This window comes from Verrucomicrobium sp. BvORR034 (assembly GCF_000739635.1).
Taxonomy (GTDB): Bacteria; Verrucomicrobiota; Verrucomicrobiia; order Verrucomicrobiales; family Verrucomicrobiaceae; genus Verrucomicrobium.
Genome location: NZ_BATQ01000180.1, coordinates 38,133 through 58,323, shown reverse-complemented (window position 1 = coordinate 58,323; position 20,191 = coordinate 38,133). Strand labels below are relative to the sequence as shown.

Annotated in this window: 22 protein-coding genes; 13 read left to right on the top strand and 9 right to left on the bottom strand. The window is 57.0% G+C overall.

Annotated elements, in window-relative coordinates:
• The 5 genes from BV034_RS32010 to BV034_RS36925 form a co-directional block, all read right to left on the bottom strand.
• Positions 1-208 (bottom strand): 2Fe-2S iron-sulfur cluster-binding protein (locus BV034_RS32010; protein ID WP_265593705.1); only part of this gene is annotated, 208 nt, incomplete at its 3' end.
• A 301-nt stretch (positions 209-509) separates the two neighbouring features.
• A complete protein-coding gene (locus BV034_RS32005) occupies positions 510-1,637 on the bottom strand; it encodes an aldo/keto reductase (RefSeq protein ID WP_050031003.1) in 1,128 nt (375 codons plus the stop codon).
• A 109-nt stretch (positions 1,638-1,746) separates the two neighbouring features.
• Positions 1,747-2,268: a hypothetical protein gene (locus tag BV034_RS32000; protein WP_038160057.1), complete on the bottom strand. Its 522-nt coding sequence runs from the start codon at positions 2,266-2,268 to the stop codon at positions 1,747-1,749.
• A 46-nt stretch (positions 2,269-2,314) separates the two neighbouring features.
• Complete coding sequence (locus tag BV034_RS31995; RefSeq protein ID WP_038160054.1) at positions 2,315-2,572, bottom strand: GlsB/YeaQ/YmgE family stress response membrane protein; 258 nt, start codon at positions 2,570-2,572, stop codon at positions 2,315-2,317.
• A gap of 174 nt (positions 2,573-2,746) precedes the next feature.
• The gene (locus BV034_RS36925; RefSeq protein WP_343123304.1) at positions 2,747-3,106 is read right to left on the bottom strand and encodes an MOSC domain-containing protein; all 360 of its coding nucleotides are present in this window, start codon (positions 3,104-3,106) and stop codon (positions 2,747-2,749) included.
• Positions 3,107-3,946: 840 nt separating this feature from the next.
• Here BV034_RS36925 and BV034_RS31980 point away from each other — a divergent pair.
• The 7 genes from BV034_RS31980 to BV034_RS36920 all read left to right on the top strand — a co-directional run bounded on the left by BV034_RS31980 (position 3,947) and on the right by BV034_RS36920 (position 8,095).
• Positions 3,947-4,213 (top strand): SDR family NAD(P)-dependent oxidoreductase, encoded by a 267-nt coding sequence (locus BV034_RS31980; RefSeq protein ID WP_265593703.1) that lies wholly within the window; start codon positions 3,947-3,949, stop codon positions 4,211-4,213.
• A gap of 156 nt (positions 4,214-4,369) precedes the next feature.
• The gene (locus BV034_RS36625) at positions 4,370-4,543 is read left to right on the top strand and encodes a hypothetical protein (protein WP_265593702.1); all 174 of its coding nucleotides are present in this window, start codon (positions 4,370-4,372) and stop codon (positions 4,541-4,543) included.
• A 14-nt stretch (positions 4,544-4,557) separates the two neighbouring features.
• A complete protein-coding gene (locus tag BV034_RS31975) occupies positions 4,558-4,875 on the top strand; it encodes a hypothetical protein (protein WP_038160050.1) in 318 nt (105 codons plus the stop codon).
• 47 nt (positions 4,876-4,922) lie between these two features.
• Positions 4,923-6,209 (top strand): YihY/virulence factor BrkB family protein, encoded by a 1,287-nt coding sequence (locus BV034_RS31970; RefSeq protein WP_063768963.1) that lies wholly within the window; start codon positions 4,923-4,925, stop codon positions 6,207-6,209.
• 131 nt (positions 6,210-6,340) lie between these two features.
• Positions 6,341-6,823 carry a hypothetical protein gene (locus BV034_RS31965; RefSeq protein WP_050030999.1) on the top strand — a complete coding sequence of 161 codons (483 nt, stop codon included), beginning with the start codon at positions 6,341-6,343 and terminating at the stop codon, positions 6,821-6,823.
• A gap of 214 nt (positions 6,824-7,037) precedes the next feature.
• A complete protein-coding gene (locus tag BV034_RS31960) occupies positions 7,038-7,340 on the top strand; it encodes a helix-turn-helix transcriptional regulator (RefSeq protein ID WP_265593701.1) in 303 nt (100 codons plus the stop codon).
• 341 nt (positions 7,341-7,681) lie between these two features.
• Positions 7,682-8,095 carry an isochorismatase family cysteine hydrolase gene (locus BV034_RS36920; RefSeq protein ID WP_343123303.1) on the top strand — a complete coding sequence of 138 codons (414 nt, stop codon included), beginning with the start codon at positions 7,682-7,684 and terminating at the stop codon, positions 8,093-8,095.
• Between the two features lie 662 nt (positions 8,096-8,757).
• Here the strand turns inward: BV034_RS36920 and BV034_RS31950 are convergent.
• Positions 8,758-10,293, bottom strand: coding sequence for an FAD-dependent oxidoreductase (locus BV034_RS31950; protein WP_050030997.1), 1,536 nt, complete (start codon positions 10,291-10,293; stop codon positions 8,758-8,760).
• 157 nt (positions 10,294-10,450) lie between these two features.
• Between BV034_RS31950 and BV034_RS31945 the strand changes: the two genes are divergently transcribed.
• Complete coding sequence (locus BV034_RS31945; RefSeq protein WP_050030996.1) at positions 10,451-11,074, top strand: hypothetical protein; 624 nt, start codon at positions 10,451-10,453, stop codon at positions 11,072-11,074.
• Between the two features lie 169 nt (positions 11,075-11,243).
• Entirely contained in the window at positions 11,244-12,107 is an 864-nt protein-coding gene (locus BV034_RS31940) for a glucose 1-dehydrogenase (protein ID WP_050031005.1), read from the top strand.
• Between the two features lie 558 nt (positions 12,108-12,665).
• Here BV034_RS31940 and BV034_RS31935 read toward each other — a convergent pair.
• Both BV034_RS31935 and BV034_RS31930 read right to left on the bottom strand, forming a co-directional pair.
• Positions 12,666-14,195 carry a hypothetical protein gene (locus tag BV034_RS31935; RefSeq protein WP_050030995.1) on the bottom strand — a complete coding sequence of 510 codons (1,530 nt, stop codon included), beginning with the start codon at positions 14,193-14,195 and terminating at the stop codon, positions 12,666-12,668.
• Between the two features lie 38 nt (positions 14,196-14,233).
• Positions 14,234-14,560 carry a hypothetical protein gene (locus tag BV034_RS31930; protein ID WP_265593700.1) on the bottom strand — a complete coding sequence of 109 codons (327 nt, stop codon included), beginning with the start codon at positions 14,558-14,560 and terminating at the stop codon, positions 14,234-14,236.
• A 191-nt stretch (positions 14,561-14,751) separates the two neighbouring features.
• Here BV034_RS31930 and BV034_RS31925 point away from each other — a divergent pair, with 191 nt between their 5' ends.
• The 4 genes from BV034_RS31925 to BV034_RS31910 all read left to right on the top strand — a co-directional run bounded on the left by BV034_RS31925 (position 14,752) and on the right by BV034_RS31910 (position 18,892).
• A complete protein-coding gene (locus BV034_RS31925) occupies positions 14,752-15,417 on the top strand; it encodes a DUF6766 family protein (protein WP_050030993.1) in 666 nt (221 codons plus the stop codon).
• A 95-nt stretch (positions 15,418-15,512) separates the two neighbouring features.
• Positions 15,513-17,342 carry an alpha-amylase family glycosyl hydrolase gene (locus tag BV034_RS31920; RefSeq protein WP_050030992.1) on the top strand — a complete coding sequence of 610 codons (1,830 nt, stop codon included), beginning with the start codon at positions 15,513-15,515 and terminating at the stop codon, positions 17,340-17,342.
• 63 nt (positions 17,343-17,405) lie between these two features.
• A complete protein-coding gene (locus tag BV034_RS31915; RefSeq protein ID WP_050030991.1) occupies positions 17,406-17,897 on the top strand; it encodes a ferritin-like domain-containing protein in 492 nt (163 codons plus the stop codon).
• A 38-nt stretch (positions 17,898-17,935) separates the two neighbouring features.
• Positions 17,936-18,892 (top strand): TIGR03885 family FMN-dependent LLM class oxidoreductase, encoded by a 957-nt coding sequence (locus BV034_RS31910; protein ID WP_050031004.1) that lies wholly within the window; start codon positions 17,936-17,938, stop codon positions 18,890-18,892.
• Positions 18,893-19,538: 646 nt separating this feature from the next.
• Here the strand turns inward: BV034_RS31910 and BV034_RS31900 are convergent.
• On the bottom strand, positions 19,539-20,039 hold the full coding sequence (locus BV034_RS31900) for an SRPBCC family protein (protein ID WP_050030989.1): 501 nt from the start codon (positions 20,037-20,039) through the stop codon (positions 19,539-19,541).
• Positions 20,040-20,191 lie beyond the last annotated feature (152 nt).

Genomic DNA, 20,191 nt, shown 5'->3' with positions numbered 1-20,191 from the left:
AATTGGCGCGCGCACCGTTCACATGTACGGTACAGGCACCGCACTGGCCATGATCGCATCCTTTCTTAGTGCCCGTGAGATGCAGGGACTCACGGAGGGTATCCAGCAGGGTGCTGCGTGGATCGATCTGCACCGTGTGCTTCTTGCCGTTCACCGTGAGATTGACCTCCATAAACCCTTCGGGGGGATTTCCAGCGGCAGGTTTCACTTGGGCGGCGTCCGACAGCGGTGAAACCAGCATCACGGAACTCGCGGCAATGCCTGACGTTCCAAAGTGTGAGATGAAATCCCGACGCGAAAATTTGCTAGCACCCTCAGGGTGTTCATTCTTCGCTTGAGGACGGGGCTCCTTGAGACCATGATACGGTGCCTGTGAGGCGTGTGCGTGTATGACGAATCTGAATTGCACATATTGTCGCCTCATCCAGTTTTCTAGAGGCGTGGTTGGGTTAGTTATTGCGAGAGAGTCGCACCAGCGGTCTCGGACAACGTTGGTGATGCTGCCCGCGTCACTTCCTTTTGTCGTTGCGTCTATTGCTTGATACTGGCGTGGGTGCGGTCTTGGCAATGAGCCCTTCATTCTTCAGTTCTGTCCAAAACGCGGCAGGGATCTGCGCTTTCATCGAGGTCGCGTTCTCTGTCACTTGCTGGGCGCTGCGTGCCCCGGGGATGGTGGCGGATACGGTAGGTGGAGCGGCCGTAAACTGCAGGGCAGCGGTGCGCAGGTCGGTACCATGTTTGTTGGCAAGGGCGCTAATGCGGGCACGTTTCTCCTTGAAGCCCTCGGGCATCTTTCCGCTATAGTCATAGCGATCCAAGCCAGCCAGGAAGCCTGCGTTTAACGGTGCTCCCACTACGATGGAAACTCCGCGGGCATCACAGGCAGGGAAAAGCCGATTGAGGGCATCCTCGTGATGCATCAGCGAGTATTGTGTGGCGGAGAGGAAGATGTCGGGATCGGCCACCTTCAGCGTGGCGAGCGCGGGCTCGATCGTGTTGACACCCAAGCCCCATGCTTTGACGAGACCCTCCTCGCGCATCTTGGTCAATGCAGGCATTGCGCCTTTCGCGGCGATGTTGAATTGCTCTGTCCAGCGTTCTCCCAGATCGCCATTGTCAGGAGATAGGTCGTGAATGAAGACGATGTCGATGCTCTCTACGCCGAGCCGTTGCAGACTGTCCTCGATGGAACGGCGGACTCCGTCGGCGGTGTAGTCATAGGTGTGGACGAACGGGGAGGGTTCCTTCCACAACAGCTTGTCGCTTGGCTTCCCGGCTTTCAGCAGGCGGCCCACCTTGGTCGATATCACGTAGTCTTCACGCTTTTGGTTGTGCAGGAAGTGGCCGAAGCGGCGTTCGCTCAGGCCGAGACCATACCATGGGGAGGTGTCGAAGTAGCGCACGCCACTGGCCCATGCTGCTGCCAAAGTTTCTTCTGCTTGCGAGTCAGAGGTGGGCTTGAATCCGTTGCCAATCGCGACCCCACCAAGGCCAAAACGATGGGGTGGCCGATAATGTGTGCTCTGGGTGGACGCAGCGCCAGAGGCTGCTTGAGCACTGGCTGTGGCCACCATGGCAGCGGAGCCGAGGGCCGTGGTGGCAAGGAAATTACGTCGGGTGGTGTTCTGTGATTTCATGATGGGGATCAGTGCCTCGGAGAGGGTTTATCTCGGTCATCCGGCTATACACTCTGAAAAAGATGAAAACCCGCAGTGCAAACTGCGGGTTTTGTAGTGCGAGGGTGGCTTATTTGCCGTCACGATCTGCATCACCTGGCAGGGCTCGTTCCACTCTGTCCCAGGCGGCTCGTGAGGCGTGTCTGGCTTTGTCCCAGGCGAGCCGGGACTTTCCTTTCACGGAGTCCCAGTTTCGTTCGAGATCGGTCTCCGCCTCGTTGTATGACGTATACTTGCCCGAGCGATAGCTTTCGTATCCGGTCCGGTAAGCTGGTCCCAGATCATCGTAGGTGGCATCGGCGTCCACATAGTCCTGACTGCGGTAGTTCTCGGTCCAGTAGGCGTCTTCAACAGTGGGATCCACCGCTTCTGCGACCCCTTTGCCTGCGAGGCCACCTGCCACGGCGCCGATCACGCCACCCACGGCCACGCCCACCGGGCCCGCGGCTGAGCCAATGGCAGCGCCGGCTGCCGCACCTCCTGCCGCTCCGACGCCCGTGCCGATGGGATGGGCGCCAGGCTCACCCGTGATGGGATCTTCGTTGCGGTCGCGGTCGAACTGATTCTGGCTTTGTGATTGTGAAGTGCTCATGGGATTTTTTTCCAGTAGATGGTTAGTTCTGATTTTTCCTCCGGGGCTACGCAACCCGGCTGCGGCCGGTAATCAGCCGGTAGATGATCAACAGGAGAATAGAACCGATGACGGAGGCGATGAACCCCACGGGCTCCCCTTCGTTGTACCAGCCGAGCGAGCGGCCCAGGAAGCCAGCGACGAGTGCGCCCACGACACCGATCACCATGGTGACAAAGATGCCGCCGGGATCTTTTCCAGGCATCAGGAGCTTGGCGACTGCTCCGACGATAAGGCCGATGATCAACATCCAGATGAATGACATATTTTTGAGTGTTTGAATTTGGGCTGGATTGGGTCCAGCGCCATGAGATCGGGGTGTTATGGTGCCCCGCGCCTACATTATTTTTTACGCGGGATGAATCTGGAGTAGGCTCATTGAACCGCCATTATGTTTCGGTGGTGCAGTTTCGAATCGTTGCCCACAGGGGGGTGCAGATCAGGCACAGAGGGGGACCACATGAAGCACGCCGTTCTCAAGAATCTTCGCCCTCAATCCGCCGCGGAACTGCGCTTTCATAAAGGTTTCAGTCCCGGGGGCTACGGCGCGGTCCATCCAATGACAGGGTTTGCACTCCTGGCTTCCCTCGAAGAGGACTCCTTGAAAGATAAAGCGTCTGCCAAGGCAGGCCCGGAGATCGAGTCCTTCAACAATCAGGTTTCGCCGGAAGACGGAGGCTGGCAACTTGGGGAGCTTGAAGAGGTCCCCTATCTCCTGCAGGGTTTTGAGATCGAAGAAAGTGACCTGACCTTTGTATGAGGGACGATAGCCAAAGTAGCGGTCCCCTTTGAGGCCCATTCCTGCAATGCATTCGATTTCAGAAACCTCCAGAATCCCATGCTGTAGCCGACCCTCACCCTGACGTCTCCAGTAGTCGTGGCCTTTTGAGATGTAGATGTGTCGCAAGATGCCACCGCCATCCCAAGGCGGGGATTCAGACTTCTTCGGGGTGGCAGGACGAACAGGCATAAGGCATGGGTAACGTGGCCAAGTGGGATGACTGGCTCATTCATGAATTCGCGCTTGATGCGCATGCCAAAGGATCGGGTTATGTGTCCGCCACGGCCGGGATGGGTGCAGTGATTCCGTTGTGAATCATACTGAGAGACGAAGAAATGACTCTTGAGTGAAGGACTCGGGTCGGCTGTCTTCGTCGTTGAATAGACCGTCCTCCAAAGGTGGTGTTCGCATGCAAATTTTTGAGGCCTAGGTAAATGGAGGCTCGATCTGAAGGTATATGTCCCTCACTTACCAACCCTTTGCAGAAGCTCCCGCAGTGGTCGAGCTTGGTAGGCAGCTCGATAAAAACGTCGGCAGCAACGAGCGCGCTATGACGATGGCGATTTCTGGAGCCCTGTTTGCGATAGGCCTACGCTCACGGGGCTTGGCGGCATTCGCCCTGCACGCTAGTGCGCTTGCCCTGTGCGCCCGCAGTGTCTCGGCACATTGTCCTCTCTACTACCGGATGGGTGTCAACACGAGTCAGCCGGATCCCGTTGCTCTCCTGGCTTCTGAAGGCGATGCTCCCCAGCCGCAGAGTTGATGGCGCATCATAGGGCTCAAGAGATGGAAGGACATCGGGGACCTCCACCTGAACCGTAGGTCAGGAGTACAACCGCTGCGGAGCCCTTCGCCATAGTGGAGCATGAATGCGCAGCCCATTGCTCTTGTCACGGGTCGGTGCTGCGCCTCACCCACACCTTTCTGCCAGCAATGGTCGAGCGCGGTGAAGGGCGGATCTTGAACACTGCCTCTGTGGCGGGCTTTGAAGCAGGGCCGCTGCTCAACGTGTACCATGCCACGAAGGCCTTTGTGCTCTCATGGACTGAAGGGCTGTCTCTAGAGCTGGAAGGCACCGGCCTTTCCGTGATCGCTCTGTGCCCCGGCCCAACCACAGGTGAATGAGTATCGGCACCATGGTTTGGCCTGATGGCCAGTTCAGGGAATGCGCGGAGGGCTTGCAGCGAGGGGGGGTTGGGTCGATGCAATGGTCATGGAGTGGTCCGTTGACCTGATGGTAACTCCATACGCCCGCCGTGAATCGATGTGCGAACTCTGGGTATGAACTCGAAACGTCACCTCATTGAACCCCACAGCGGCGACAAGCGGTATGTGCGCCGGAACTCGCAAGGACAGTTCTCCGAATCAGACGACGTGGGCCGGTCCCTCTCGTCGGACCGCCGGCGAAAGGCCCGGACAAAAGCGGACAAGGGCCAGGGAGACAAAGGTGACTGATGAGGCACATTCCCATGAACCCCTTTGTCGTTCCAAGCAGGGAAGTGGAGGCTGTTCAACTGATGCTCGCCGAGGTGGCACCGGATACCGGAGTGCTGCTTAAGGATGCCCGGACATCGGTCTCGATTGAATCGCCCGCAGACGGGCCGCCTTCCGACGTCTTGCTGAAGTGCTCCGATCAGTTTCTGGAGGTAGTCTGGATGGCGCTGAAAGACCATTCCGCAGATGTCTCTCCCGAAGCTTCCTACAACGGGATCTTGGTCGCGGACCTTGTGGAGTGTGTGGAGACCTGGATGAGCAAATGGAGTGATTCGAATCATGCCACGCCCTGAGAGTGAAACAGGGTCGTGGGAACTCTGAGCGAGGCTGCGCACAATGTATGGACACCATCCCATCCACCATGGCTCCGGCGGGAATAAAAGGCTGGGCCGGGCTGTTGAAAGCCACGGTCAACGACTGGAGTAAAGACAACGCCCTGCGCCTGAGTGCGGCCCTGGCTTACTACTCCGTGTTCTCCATCGCCCCTTTGCTCATCATCGCCCTGGCGATCGCGGGACTGGTGCTGGACGATGAAGCGGCGACGGGCGAGCTCTACAGGACCATTGAGGGATACGTGGGGAAGCAGGCCGCGGCAGGTGTGCAAACCATGGTGGAGAGTGCCTCCAAGCCCTCGAGTGGGGTGGTGGCTGCGCTCGTGGGAGCGGCCACCCTGCTGATGGGTGCCTCCGGGGTACTTGGTCAGTTGAAAGATGCTCTCAATACCATCTGGGATGTTGAAATAAAGAAGGGAGCTGGGTGGGGTTTCTTCATCCGATCAAAGTTTCTCAACTTTGGCATGGTGCTGGTCATCGGCCTTCTGCTGCTGGTTTCTCTTCTGGCAAGCTCATTCCTAGCTACGTTGAGCAAGAGCATGGAGAACGTGATGGAGTTGCCCGCCTGGGTGTGGACGATCCTTACTTCCGTCATCTCCCTGGCCATGGCGACCACCCTCTTTGCGTTCCTCTTCAAGTTTCTCCCGGATGTACGCATCCGCTGGAGGGACGTCTGGATTGGATCGCTCATGACCGCCGTTCTTTTCGAGCTCGGCAAGTTTGCGCTGGCGTGGTATTTGGGCAGGGAAAGCACAGCAGACGCCTATGGGTCGGCAGGCTCGGTCGTGCTGCTCTTATTGTGGGTGTATTATGCCTCCTGTATTCTTCTGTTTGGCGCAGAGTTCACCCAGGCCTATGCCTCAGTGCGGGGGCGGGTGATTGAACCGGCACCCGAGGCCCGCAGGGTGGAGGAGGTCAAGGTGCCCAAGTCAGATTCTGCGAAGGAAGAGATGAAGGGAACAACGTTGTCCGGAGATGCCCCGATGCCTTGCTACGATCCGGGCATGGTTGCCAGGGATGGGGTATCGGTTCGGCCAGCTGCCGGCCGTCCTCCGATGATATCGGCGAGGGGAAAGCCAGGTGACTCCGTCTTCTCCCACCGTCTGCTGGATCCCGTGTTGAAATACCTTGAGGGCCGTGGCTTGCTGCTGAGCATCGAGGCCAAGGAAGCCGTTTCCCAGGCGGCGTATCTCCTGATCGTGGCAGCCCTGTGCGCGGTGACCCTCTTCGTAGCGTGGTCGATGCTGGCCACGGCCCTGGTGGGCATGTTGATTTCGTACCTTGATTGGAGCTAGATCAAGGCGGTTGCGATCTCGGGCGGGGTTCATGCGCTGGCGACGCTTGGCGGAGCTCTGCTCATGTGGAAACGTGCCGTGAAGGGCGCGTGGTTCAGAGAAACCATCAACCAATTTAGGAAGGACCGGTTATGGCTGAAGGGAAAACCGCACTGAAACAGCAGGCCCTTGCCACGCTCCAGGCCGGACGGCGTGAAATAAGTGCGGAAGCGCAATGGGTGCGCAATGGACTCAACCCCAAAAAAGCAGTCAAGAAATTCGCGCAGGAACACACCTGGTCTGCGCTGCTCGGTGTCGCGGCCATCGGTGTGGCCGTGGCGGTGCTCATGCAGCGTAGTTCCCAGGGCAAGATCCGGGCGGCACCGGATGAAGGAGAGCAGATCCTAAATCACCGTCGGGAGAGCGTAAAGAGAGGTATGCCTCAGGTGCGGGCAGAGGATTCTGCGAAACCCAAGGTAGGCATGGTCTCCTATTTGGCCGGAGTGGTCCTCAAAACCGCGACTCCGTTTTTCATTCAATTTGTGCTGAAGTTCGCTGAGCAGCATCTCATGCCCCGCCCGATAGACGAAGCCCCAGGTCCCAACGTGGGAAATCAAAACCGTCCGCTACTCTGAATCAGCCTGATGGGGAGATCCGGGATATTGCGGCGAAAAGCCAGGTGGGAAGGATCGTCGCGAGGGATCAGGATGGGCGCGTCGGCTTGTTGTTTGTGTCTCACGGATGCTGCGGGCCGCGTCGTATAGAAGTGCGACGTGGGTGCGCTTTTTTGCTGAAGCCACTCCGCTCCATTTGTAGCCGCCAAGCCTGATTGTTGGAGCAGTGCAGACCTTGAAAAGGGAATATTTCCTGCTTCCCAAGATGGTCGCCCACCTGTTGCACGCTCTGGAACATGCTGAGTGTCATGCCGCCTTTGATCGGGAACATCTTTCTGGCCTCACCCATCGTGAGATGGAGGTGTTCCAATGGCCCTCGAGAGGATATGCCACGAAGCAAATAGCGGAGCGACTCGGGCTTGGCAGCAAGACCATGGAGACCCACCGTGCCAACATCATGACGAGGCTGGATCTCCGCTCGGCTGAGGAGCTTGTTAACTTCGCTGTGGAAGGGCGGGAGCGAGTCTTGGCCTCTTGAGGCCTGCCCAGGTGGAGGGTCGTCTCAGCGCACCGAGTGCTCGTTTGCACCAACGCTCCTGCCCGGGCAGCTCCGATTTCGTGGAAGAGGGTGGCGTGAGAGCACGATCCCGCGCACTCCTCGATTTTTCCTTCCTATGAAGACCACCCGGGCCGAGGCTCACCTCACTTCCAGAAAGGCGCGAGGCTGGGCGCTTGTGCTCATCGATGTGATCAATGACATGGCCTTTCCCGGAGGGCGGAGCTTGGTGAAAACTGCGCTGCCGGCGGCCAAACACATTGCTTTGCTGAAAGCTAGGGCGCTAAAGAAAAAAGTGCCTGTGATCTATGTGAACGACAATTTTGGCATGTGGCAGTCAGACTTCCGGCGGCAGGTGGAGCATTGCCAGCGCAAGTCCGCCCGCTCCGGGAGCGTCGATTGTCCGTCTTCTCACCCCGGGGGACCACGACTATTTTGTGCTCAAGCCCAAGCACTCTGGCTTTTACTCCACTACCTTGCACGTCTTGCTGGTGCATCTGGGCGTAACGCGGCTCGTGCTCACAGGATTTGCAGCGAATCTCTGTGTTCTTTACACTGCCAATGACGCCTACATGAGGGACTATAAAATAGTGGTGCCACCGGACTGCGTGGCCTCTGAGAAGCGCTCTGACACCCGTCTGGCGTTGGAACACATGAAACGGTTTCTGAAAGCAGAGCTGGTTCCTGGTGAAAAAGTGGAATTTTCATCGCGCAGAGGGCGGCGAGCCAGCATATGACGTCACATGCGTATCACTCGGGGCGTCTTAACCTCGCAGGAGACCTGTGAGTGTCACTGGGGGATGTGGTGACGAGTCCATCTGAAATTCAGTATGAACAGCTTCGGCTCTTTCCCGGGTCTGGCATTCATCTCCCAAGTTGACTTCATGGCGTCGAAACACGCGGCATTCTTGCTGATTGGTGAAGCTGATTTTTCCACCCCTGGTTTCCATGTGTTCGGCTTCTACAATTTGCATTCCCTCTGTTGCGCTGGATGAAAGTAGAGTGGCTGGCAGCTGACGAAGACTTCTTGCGTGGCAGGATCTCGGAGCCGCGGCGAGGGTGACCGTGTCTCGCAAGTTGTCTGATCACGTTATCCAGTGTCAGAGCGGATGGACTTCATGGCGGTCTGTGGATCGGTCTGAAGAGATGACAAGTGATACTTCCGCCTTCAGGACTACCGGGCCATGAAGCCCAAAGGTGATTAGTAAAGGTTCAGTATGACATCGACTTTGATCTACGAATAGTCAGGATCGTGCCGGATGCCGGTATCAGAGTACAGAGAGCAGGGGTACCCATGTGGTAGGAAAAATGGCGAGCCATCCCGCTCTCCAGAGCTCTGGTGGACGAAGAAAAAACGCCACGACCTTTCCCGGTGGCGCTCGCCCGGGCAAAACCAGCGCTAGTGGGTCTGGCCTGTGTCGCTGGCTGCGATTGCGTCCAAACCCTTTTCTGCGGGCCCTGCCAGAAGGCTGCCGTCTTTGTGAAACCGCGACCCGTGGCAGGGGCAGTCCCACGTCTGGTCTGCAGCATTCCAGCCCACAATACAGCCAAGGTGCGGACAGACGGAGGATACAGTGTGCACTTGCCCTTGTTGATCGCAGCACATGGCGATTCGTTTGCCACCCCGGCGAGAAACTTTGCCTTCTCCTTTGCCCATTGGTTGGTTGGATGAGCCTCCAAGGGAGGCAGCGAAGCCCTTCAGCAGATAGTAGGGGTAGTCCGCATTCTCTTTGAGATAGTCCCATGCGCCGGAGAGTTTCTTACGTGCAGGGGAGAAGAGATCCGCCCAGGGGTTCTTGGTTTCCGTGATGGCGTCATGAATGATGGCCCCAGCCAGTGTGCCAAAGGTGTAGCCGTTCCCGGAAAAGCCGGTGGCCACATACTGATGTTCATCCACGGTCCCTATGTAGGGCAATCCGTCGGGCGTCTCGATGACTTGGCCGGACCACCGATAGGTTGACACGGCATCGGGCATCCATCGCGACAGGGTATCCTCAAGGCGGCGGTAGCAGGCGTCCGTGTCCAATTTCTGGCCCGTCTTGTGATCTTGACCTCCCAGCACAACCACGTCCGCTTCTGCTCCCTTATCCACACGTACGTAGTTAAAGGGATCCGCCGTATCAGACCAGATGAATTCAGGAAATGCGCCTGAGGGGATCGTGGCGGCGATCGCATAGGTGGAGTAAGCGTACAACTTGGTCTGGAAGAACAGTGCCCCCAGCGTTCCCGTGTTTCCTTGAAGAGGCATGTGGGTGGCAATCACCACCTTGTCGTAGCGAATGGTATGGCCGTTGGTCAGTACCGCCTTCCGGGGATCCTCTTTAAAGGACGCCACTTCCGTATGTTCATAGATTCCCACTCCCAGCGCCGCGGCCTGGTGGGCTAGAGCCCGGAGATACTTCACGGGATGAAACTTCATCTGGTTGCCCATCCGGATGCCGCAATTCCCTGTGACGGGGACCCGTTCCTCAAAGGAGGCTTCGAATCCATGTTCGATCATCATGGTGGCTTCATCCCGCAATGTCTTCCTCTCGTCATCTCTGGAGGCATCCTCGGCGAGCGCCAGAAAGCCGGGAACCACCCGGAATTCGCAGGATAGGCGATATTCCTGCACTAGATCATGAATGATCTGCATGGCATGGGCCCCCGCATCCCATGACGCCAGCGCGTGATCCTTTCCTACCCTGGTCACCAGCTCAGAGAGCCGGGTGTCTGTCATGTAGGTGAGATGCGCAGTGGTGTGACCACTGTCACCGCTGCCGATGGTTTGACGTTCCACCACGGCAATGTGCAGTCCCGACTTGGCGAGAAGAAGCGCCGTAGTCAGGCCAGTGACTCCTCCGCCGATCACCAGCACGTCCACTTCCTTGTCGCCGTTTAAAGGGGTGGCATGCGTGCGGGGAGGGAGGGACAGCCAGTAGGATTTGGTTTTCATGAGGAGGGGGCAATGGGGGCGTACAGATGTGTTCTCTCACTGGATCGTGGAAGGGCAAGACACGGAGGGAGCCGTAAGTGGCCCGATGCTGGGTTAAGGGGCAGCCGCAGTGAGATGATGGGTTCCGATTCCCTTTTCGGCAGAAGGCCGTTACCAAATGAACATTGTCAGATTCACGGAGGTGGTGAAAGATGCAGGCAAGCCGGAGGTGTATCTCCCATGGAAGACCCCCTCCAGGGACGCGGCCCTACGCAAGCTCGTCGCCCAGCATCGCGTGATGACGCTCATGCAACCCCGCACGGGCACCAAGAAAGATTGGGGTGAGGTGGGCTTGGGCAAGAACCTCGATGGGCAAATCCTGGTGTTTCCGAAGAGTCTGAAGAATGTCGCGGGGAAGCGAGTGGTGGGAATCGACTACCGCTTGCTGAAAGAGTTGCCTCTGGCCCCCCGCCGACGCCTCAAAAAGGTGGCCCCCGCATTGGTGAAAACTCGACAGGTCCAATCTTTCAAGACCGTCACCGAACGGAAGGGGAGTGAGGAACTGCTGCCGCAAAATATCATTCACCTGCCTCCCCAGGCAAGGTCTGCCAAAAAGGAAACTAAGGCCGAATCACCCAGAGTCCGCAAGAAGGTGGCATCAGAGCCTGCGAAGAGAAAGAAGGTAGCACCCATGCAGGATACCCTGCTGCGGAGAAAGGCGAGGACGGCCCTCTCTGCATGGAAAAACGGCAATCAACTCGCCGCTTACGGGCTGATCCAGCAACTGGCTGAGAAGACGTAGGCCCTGGTGTCTGAAGTGACCGGGTTTCTGCGTTTCCATTCCATGAGCCCGCCTGAACCGGCCATCAGGCAGTCTTGTTCTCCACGACTATCAAGCCCTGGTACGATCCAGGAATGGCGCGCTTTTGCACACTGATTCTACCCTCGAACCCTTCTCTCTTATGGCCCAGATGCAACAGGATGAAAAGCCGCTTCGCCCCGCGCAGCATCAAGATCAACAACCCGGTGTGGAGTCTGAAATGAAGCCCTTTCCGAAGGCCGACCCCGTAGCAGAAGCCTGTGTGCCAAAACTTCACCACAAGGTCGCCATCATCACGGGAGGGGATAGCGGGATCGGACGGGCTGTGGCGCTCGCCTTCGCGGCAGAGGGGGCCAGTCTGGTGATCAGCTACCTGAATGAGGAAAAAGATGCCCAGACGACTGCAGAGAAGGTGCGTGAACTGGGGCAACGAGTCCATCTCGTGGCGGGCGATATCGGCGATGAGCACGTGTGCCAACGCTTGGTGGAAGAGACCCTCAACCATTATGGGCACCTGGACATTGTGGTGAACAACGCGGGTGAACAGCATCCCCAGAAGTCCCTTGCCGACATCAGCACTGAGCAGTTGGAGCGCACCTTTCGCACCAACATTTTTTCCATGTTTCATCTGTGCAAAGCCGCGTTGCCGCATCTCAAGTCTGGCGCAGCCATTATCAACACGACTTCAGTCACGGCATACCGGGGCAGCCCGACGCTGCTGGACTATTCTGCCACCAAAGGGGCCATTGTGACCTTCACCAGATCTCTGGCGCATGCCTTGGTCAAACAAGGCATCCGGGTGAACGCGGTGGCTCCGGGGCCGATCTGGACACCCCTCATCCCTTCGACCTTTGAGGCGGAGAAGGTAGCATCCTTTGGCTCCGATGTCCCTCTGGGAAGGGCAGGGGAGCCCAATGAGGTGGCGCCGTGCTATGTCTTTCTCGCATCAAAAGACTCATCCTACATGACAGGGCAAGTGCTTCACCCCAATGGCGGAGAAATCGTAAATGGATGAGGGGGTGCGAATACGTTTTGGGTGCGAACCACTACTTCGCCACTTGTTGGCGACGAGGTGGAGCAGCCTCACCCAATCGCTGACATTCACCTTTGGAGCTGAAGCCCATCTGGAGCCGGAAGTAAAACGCGTGAACAATTCGAAAGGTTGGAAAAGGAACAAACTCCTAATTCGCCTCAGCGGGCAACGTCGTCTCCAGAGGCACCTCCTCCCAACAGCAGACTGTCTTCTTGTCATACACGGACTCGGATCCATCGAGTGCCATCAAGACCAAGGATCGTGCCGTTTCGCGCACTCTTTCAGCGAAGCATTTGAGCACCGTGCCGTCCACGTACGTCAATTCGAACGCCTACATCAGGACATTTTAGCAAAACGGTTGTGAGGGGCAATTCTTATAGTTGATCAGTCTGACGACTCTGTGTTGCTTCAGAGACACTGAATGAGTATAAATCCTTCTGGGATGCAGGCAACTTGCTGGATGCAATATCTTCGGTTGCTGAACAATCAGATTGAAGCCTGTTTAGCCGCTCAACAATGGGCGGGCCGGAAGCCTCCCTGTTATAGCGCCTTCAAAAACGCGGAAAGGTCTGCTTTCTCACTCGAGTTTAACTTGAGCTGTAGCACCAGATTAAAGAACTCCACCGTGTCCTCTAGAGTCAGGCAGCGGCCATCATGCAGATAAGGTGGGCTGTCCTTGATTCCGCGAAGAGTAAAGGTCTTGATGGGGCCAAGGGCCGGGCTGTCGGTAAACCGTTCAACCATGAGATCATGGTATTGATGATCCAGGTAGGAGGGAGGCGTGTGGCAGGTGGCGCATTTGGCCTTGCCAAAAAACAAGTCTTCACCACGTGACTCACTATCTGTGGCCTTGGAACGATCCAACCTACCCGTGGCGGGGTCCAGCTTCGGAGCGGGCGGGAAGTCGAACATGTTTTGCATCTGCGCCATGTGACTCACCTGGACTCGATCAAGAATCATCGCCCCCTTTTTGAAAGCATGGATGGGGTCCCCATTAAAGTAAGCGGTGCGCTGCTCAAACTCGGTGAAGTCTTCAACGGAACGGAGACTCCTCTTGGAGCCATGGACCTGCTGGTTGAACAGGCCTCGCAGACTGACGGTATCAAGCCGGGGCCTTCTCTGCTGAGGCCGGATGTCTGGGCTGAGGTGAAACTGGGCCGTGGTATGTCCGTTCACATGGCAGTCCAGACAGGTTACCCCCAAGCTGGGTTGCTCTGTCTTGCGGTCATCGGTGGGATTGAACTCTTCTTGAGGAAGTGGCGTCAGCAAGAGGCGGAGGCCATCCAGTTGCACGGGGGTGAGCAAGTCCTTGAAGAGCTTGTAGTAGTTGTTGATGGAGACCACTTCTCCCCGTGACACATCTCCCAGTTCCGGTCGGTTTTGCAGGAAGATGGCGGGAGGAAACTCCGGCAGAAACGCATCCGGCAGATCGAAATCCACGTCAAACCGCTGCAATCGTGGAAAAATGACTGTCTGCATGGCCGGGAACACCTGCCCGCCTGCCACATGCTTCGGGTGTGGCAGGGCGGGGTAAGGGAACGTCCCTGCCTTCCGGATGTCCCCGGGTGCAGCCTCGTTCAATTTGTCCCAACTCACTCCCTCAGCCAGGCGGGCGGTGGGGCCCAGGGGCACAGGTTTGCCCCGGGACATCTTGGCGACAGGATCGAACTTGGGATTCAAGTCATATCTCTTGGCCAGAAGCTTCGCCTGAGCTTCCATCACCGCAGACTTGGTTGCTTTGTCAGCCTGCATGATCTCGCCAAAGGTCTGCTGGGGAACTTTTGCATTCAGAGGGTCTCTGTAAAAGTCGAATCCCAGAATTTGCCCCCCATCAGGTTGCGTCGCGATGGCGGAGGAAGCAGGCGCTGCTTTGTCCGCCTTGAATTTGTCATCGGCATCGTGAGCGGTTTTCTTCTGCTCCACTCTTGTCTTGTCTGCCTGACGGGGCGTCTGTGCGTCCTCAACAGCATCCGGAGGATGAGAGTCAGTCTTTTTCTGAGCCCAGATGACGGCCGGCAGGGCGAGGGTAATGAAGGTCACAAAGGTGGCCTGGACCAAAAGGGTTTTCATGAGCTTTCAAGATGTAGGTTATTTTATGCAGATGGGTTCTAGGAATCTTCCGTGGGAATGCCCAGAGGGTCGATCACTTTTTGACCGGGGCTCTGGCCATGATCCCCGCACATGCCTGTGGCGAGACAGCTTGTCAGTGCGGCACTGAAGCCGGGACGGTCTCGGGACTCCAGCACGCATCGCAACCTGCGGAGCCAGAGAGCGGCGCTCTTGTCGGGGTCGGCCTTGTCCTCCTCGCGAAGGGTGTCTACATCGTAGCTCTCCTGATAGACGGGGAGCCCCCCGACTTCGACACTGAACTTGATGATCACGGGAGTGTCGCTCGAAACAGGTTCCGTGGCGGTGAAGAGTCCTACGTCAGGCATGGTGATGGGATGGGGCGAAATGGTTTCTGAGACGGCTGGAGCCGCAGTCATATCACACCAGGATCGCGAAATGCTGCTCAGAGGGTGGACCGTAGTGCTCCACGATGCCTCAATCAGGGAGTTCAGCTAACAGGCTGCTGCTTCCGAAGAATGGTTGCAGCCGCTGTGACTACTTTGGGCGAACTGCTGGCATGAAGCGCTTTCTCAAGGACAACGGTCTGTCGCTTGCTCTGTTCCTGCTCTTCGCCGCGACCTTGGCTGCAGGTCAGGTGTTGACGGGTTACCGCGAGTCAAACAAAGACAAAGTTCGTCATGGAGAGAGCGCCGAATCGATGGGTGAGTATTTGACGGGATCTCATTTTCTGGAGGCTACATCGGAAAACTGGGAGTCCGAATTCCTGCAAATGGCCGTCTATGTGTTTGTCACCGTCTTCCTGTTTCAAAAGGGGTCTTCTGAGTCCAAGGACCCAGACAGGGTGGAGGAAGTGGATCGGGATCCCCGGCTTTCCAAACACAAGGCCAATGCGCCCTGGCCGGTGCGGCAGGGCGGATGGATCCTGAAAGTGTATGAGCACTCCCTTACGCTCGCATTCGTGGTGCTGTTCCTGTTTTGCTTCGCCCTGCACGCGGTAAGCGGGTGCGCGAACTACAATGAGGAACTCAGGCAGCATGGGGAGCCTGAGATGCGGGTGGCGGAGTATCTGCGCAGCAGCAGGTTTTGGTTTGAATCCTTCCAGAACTGGCAAAGCGAGTTCCTCGCCATCCTCAGCATGGTCTGCCTGAGCATCTATCTGAGGCAACGTGGTTCTCCCGAGTCCAAGCCGGTGGATGCGCCGCACTCGGACACCGGGGAGTGAGGGCCAAGGTCTCTGGTGGATGCGATCAGAACACGCAGGCTTCTGACGGGAAAGGGCCTGCCCCATTGGGGACCACGCGAAGGTAAACTCTTATTATGAACACGCCGGAACTTGACGCAGCGCAGCTAACGCCACTCACCCCGGAGGAAATTGATTTTCGTGGGGAGGTGATTTATTTCATCGTCGTTGACCGCTTCTACGACGGGAATCCCAGTAATTTAGCTGGTAATCACGAGCTCAACGATCCCTCCCACCAAGACTGGGACAAGTATTGGGGTGGGGATCTTCAGGGGGTGCTCGACAAGCTGGACTACCTTCAGAAAACGGGCGTGACGGCCATCTGGCTCACCCCGCTCTTTGAGCAGGTGGAAGCCTTGGAGTGCGGGAAGCTCCGCGCGCCCATTCACGGTTATTGGACCCGTGACTTTAAACGCATCAATGCCCGCTGGCTCAATGATCCCGACGAATGCTCCCTCTTCCAATGCAAACACACCCTTTTTGACCGCCTGCTGGCAGAACTGCACGAAAGAGGGATGAAGTTCGTGCTCGACATCGTCTGCAATCACAGTTCTCCATCAACGACGGAAGGGAAAGGCAAGCTATATGATGACGGCAGGCTTGTTGCCGATCACGAAAATGACGTGGATCATTGGTACCATCACTATGGGGATGTGACGGACTGGCAGGACGAATGGCAGATTCAAAACAAAGATGTCGCGGGGCTGGCGACCTTCAACGAGAACAACATCCGGTATCGCCGCTACATCAAGGAGGCGATCAAACTATGGCTCAGCCGCGGAGTGGATGCGCTGAGGATCGATACTGTCAAACACATGCCGCTGTGGTTCTGGCAGGAGTTCGTCACCGACATGCACACGTTCAAGCCCGATGTCTTCGTGTTTGGTGAGTGGATTGACAGCCATCCGGACAATGCGAGGGCCATGGAGTATGCCAACGAGGATGGAATGTGCCTGCTGGATTTCGCCCTGTGCCACGCGATTCGAGACTGTTTGGGAGAGCGCAATGAAGAGGGTTTTCACCTGGTGCAGGAGATACTGGGCATGGATGAACGCTACCGCAGCGCCACGGAGCTGGTCACTTTCATCGAGAATCATGACATGCCCAGGTTCCAGTCCTTGAATCCTGAACGAGAGTGGCTCCATCTGGCGCTTGTGCTCCTGCTGACGGTGAGAGGCATTCCCTGCTTGTACTACGGATGCGAGCAATATCTCTACTCGAACTTGGAGGGGGGTGGTGACCCGTACAATCGACCCATGATGAAAGACTGGGAGGACACGGAGGCACGTCGCATCACCCGGATACTCGGTGCAGAACGCAAGTCCAACTCTGCGGTGCAATGGGGAGGTGTATGGCCGAAACTCGTCGAAAGGGATGTGTACGTGTTCCTTCGTCGTTACCGCGATTCCAGGTGCATGGTAGTCCTCAATCGTGGAGTGGCTCGCGATCTTTTCCTGCACGATCTGGAGATGCCTGACGGCTCGTATGAATGTATCCTCACGGGGAAGAAGCTGGTGGTGGACGGGGGACGCGCAAAGCTTCACGTGAACAGTCTGGAAGCGCTGGTCTTCACAATAAGGGGCAAGCCGTTCAAAGCCCGCGTGATGGTCAATGTCCAGGTAGACGGTATCCTCACGAAGCCTGGAGACCGGGTGGGCATCGTGGGAGACTGTTCTGAATTAGGGGAGTGGGACTTGCAGCACATTCAGTACCTTGAATGCGTCAACAACAACACATGGTTCGGCGAGATTGCTTTTGAGGAGTCCTGTGGGAGGCCCCTTGCCTACAAATACGTCGTACTGAATTCGGACAACCTTGATGACGCCAAGCGGGAGCACCGCTCCCCACGTCGCCGTACCGTGCCGGAAACAGGTGCCGCGAAATGGCGGGACCGCTGGCAGATGTGACCGGGCGTAACTGCCTTGGATAATCTACGTCCGGCAAATGAAGTGACTCCGAATCTGCCACGTATGAAACTAGAAACCCTTACAGATCTCTATATTCACCAGTTAAAGGACCTCTACAGCGCGGAGCAGCAGCTGATCAAGGCCCTGCCCAAAATGGCCAAGGCGTCGACCAATGAAAAGCTGCGCGCCGGATTCGAACTTCACCTGGAGGAAACTCGGGAGCATGCCGTGCGTCTGGAGAAGCTCCTGGCCAGTCACAAACAAACTACCCGGGGACCAAAGTGCAAAGCCATGGAGGGTCTCATTGAGGAAGGCAAGGAGCTGATTGAAGAGGAAGCCGATCCAGAGATCCTGGATGTCGGACTCATCGGGGCTGCTCAGAAGGTGGAGCACTACGAAATCGCAGGGTACGGCACGGCCCGGTCGCTGGCAGAAATCATTGGCGATAAAGAAGGACAGAAGATCCTACAGAAAACGCTGGATGAAGAAGGCGCGACCGACAAGAAACTGACGGATCTTGCCTTGTCGGAAATCAACGTGTCCGCAGCTGCCTGATCCGATCCGCACGTGTGAGCACCACCCCTCAGAGCGACCTGGAGATCAGTTATCATGCTTCGCATGAGCAATTTGCCCCCAGCGCGCTTCTGAGGTGGGTGCAGAAGGCGGAGAAGGCAGGATTCAACGGGTTCTTCAGTTCGGACCATTTTCATCCTTGGAGCGAGGCTCAGGGGCAGGCCGGTTTCTCCTGGGCTTGGATGGGAGCTGCGTTGCAGGCGACTTCTCTGCCCGGTGCGATGATCTGTTGCCCCGGCTATCGATATCATCCCGCTGTTGTCGCCCAAGCCGCCGCGACGCTTTCTGAGATGTACGAAGGGCGCTATTGGCTGGCGATAGGCAGCGGAGAGGCTCTTAATGAAAAGATCACCGGGCAGCCGTGGCCCCTAAAAGACATCCGCAATGCAAGGCTAAAGGAATGCGCGGACATCATTCGCGCTCTTTGGGCGGGCGATACGGTCACGCATCGAGGCTTGGTTACGGTGGAAGAGGCGAAGCTCTATACGCTGCCGCGGCAGACGCCACTTCTCATCGGGGCCGCCATCACCGAAGCCACTGCTGAATGGATGGGCTCGTGGGCCGATGGACTCATTACGGTCTCTAAGCCCCCCGAGGAATTGCGGAAGATGGTCGAGGCCTTTCATCGAGGAGGTGGCGCAGGCAAACCCCTTTACCTCAAAAGCGGCCTTTCCTATGCGCCGACGAAGCAGGAGGCGCGTCTTAATGCCCATCAGCAATGGCGGAGTGTGGCATTTCAGAACAATGTCCTGGCAGAACTTCGCACCCCAGCGGAATTCGACGCCATCGGCAAACATGTGCGTCCTGAGGACATGGACGATATGATCCGGATTTCAGACAGCCTGGAGCAACACAGGGAGTGGGTTCAGAATGACATCGATGCTGGATTCACCAAGATCGTGCTACACAACATTGGCAGGAACCAGGAGGAGTTTATCGATGTGTTTGGGGAAAAGGTACTCCCCGCCTTTCTGTAGTGGGATGATCGAGGGGACTGCGGTGCCATCGACCTTCGGAAGCGGAATATAGATTTCAAACTCGTCCATGGAAGGCATGATGTCTGGTACAAGAGGCACCGATTGTTGCGGTTGGAGGAAGAGGGCTTCTTCGCAACCGGCCGAAGGATTGCTCCTACGGGCCCTCAATTGGGGGAATTGTCCGGATACGTGAGCAATCTAGTCTCAACACATGGATGAACATTTTCCATCGAGGCGCCTCCAGATTTTACTGGTGGAAGATCATGCTGACATTCGGGGCGTGCTCGATCGATATCTTAACAGGATGGGGCACAGGGTAGCCGTCGCATGTGATCTGCAGGATGCTCGAACCAACCTTGAAAAGTGTCGCTGGGATGTTCTTATTTGTGACAGGAACCTGCCAGATGGTCACGGGTGGGATCTTTTGAGAGAGATGGCTGAGGCACAGGCTCCGGTGTACGCTGTGGCCATGAGTGCTGCCGCGACGAAACAGGATGAAGCAGACGCCTCTGCAGCCGGCTTTGCGAAGCACTTGAGAAAGCCGTTTGATCTACGGGAGTTGGATAAGGTGGTGCGAGCGGCCCTACTCCGACACCCGGAGGAGTCCTGAATGCCGCGAATAGGGGCAAAGCCATCCCTATCGCAGCTAGGGGCCGGAGGGGTGCACAGTGGGCGACGTCTGCGATTGAACCTGACCGTCGTCGATCTCGCCCCGCCAGCCTTCTGGGGGCGGACTTTTGCCCTCGATGTAGGATTCGAAACGTTTCAGATCGCCGGAGATCCTTGCGGAGACGAGCCCGAGGAAGTCACCGAGGTTTTCAACGAAACCTTCGGGATCGTAGTTGAGAGTCAGAGCCACCCGTGTACGCCCGGGATTTACTGCCTCGAACCTGACTTCTCCGCTGTTCTCCGTACCGCTGGTGCTGCGCCAGGCAATTACCTGATCCGGCACTTGTTCGTAGATTTCTGCCTCCCAGATTTTGGTCTTGCCGGCAATCTCCGCTTCCCACTGCAACAGCTTGTCATTGATCTGCCGCACCGACTTCACGCCCTCCATGAAGTGGGGGAAGTCTTCGAACTGGGTCCACTGATTGTACACGGTGCGCAGGGATCGGCCTATCTCGATGTTTCTCGTAATGGTCTCCATATGAATTGGGGATTGAATGTCAGGAGACTATTCTCCTCTGTCGTGAGTATCGTGGGGTGGACGAGTTTGGACCGTAAGTTATCCGGATGAGGTGCCTATCGGGCGGGCAATGAATTCGGGCCGCTTGGAGAAGCGTCGGCGATCACGAGGAT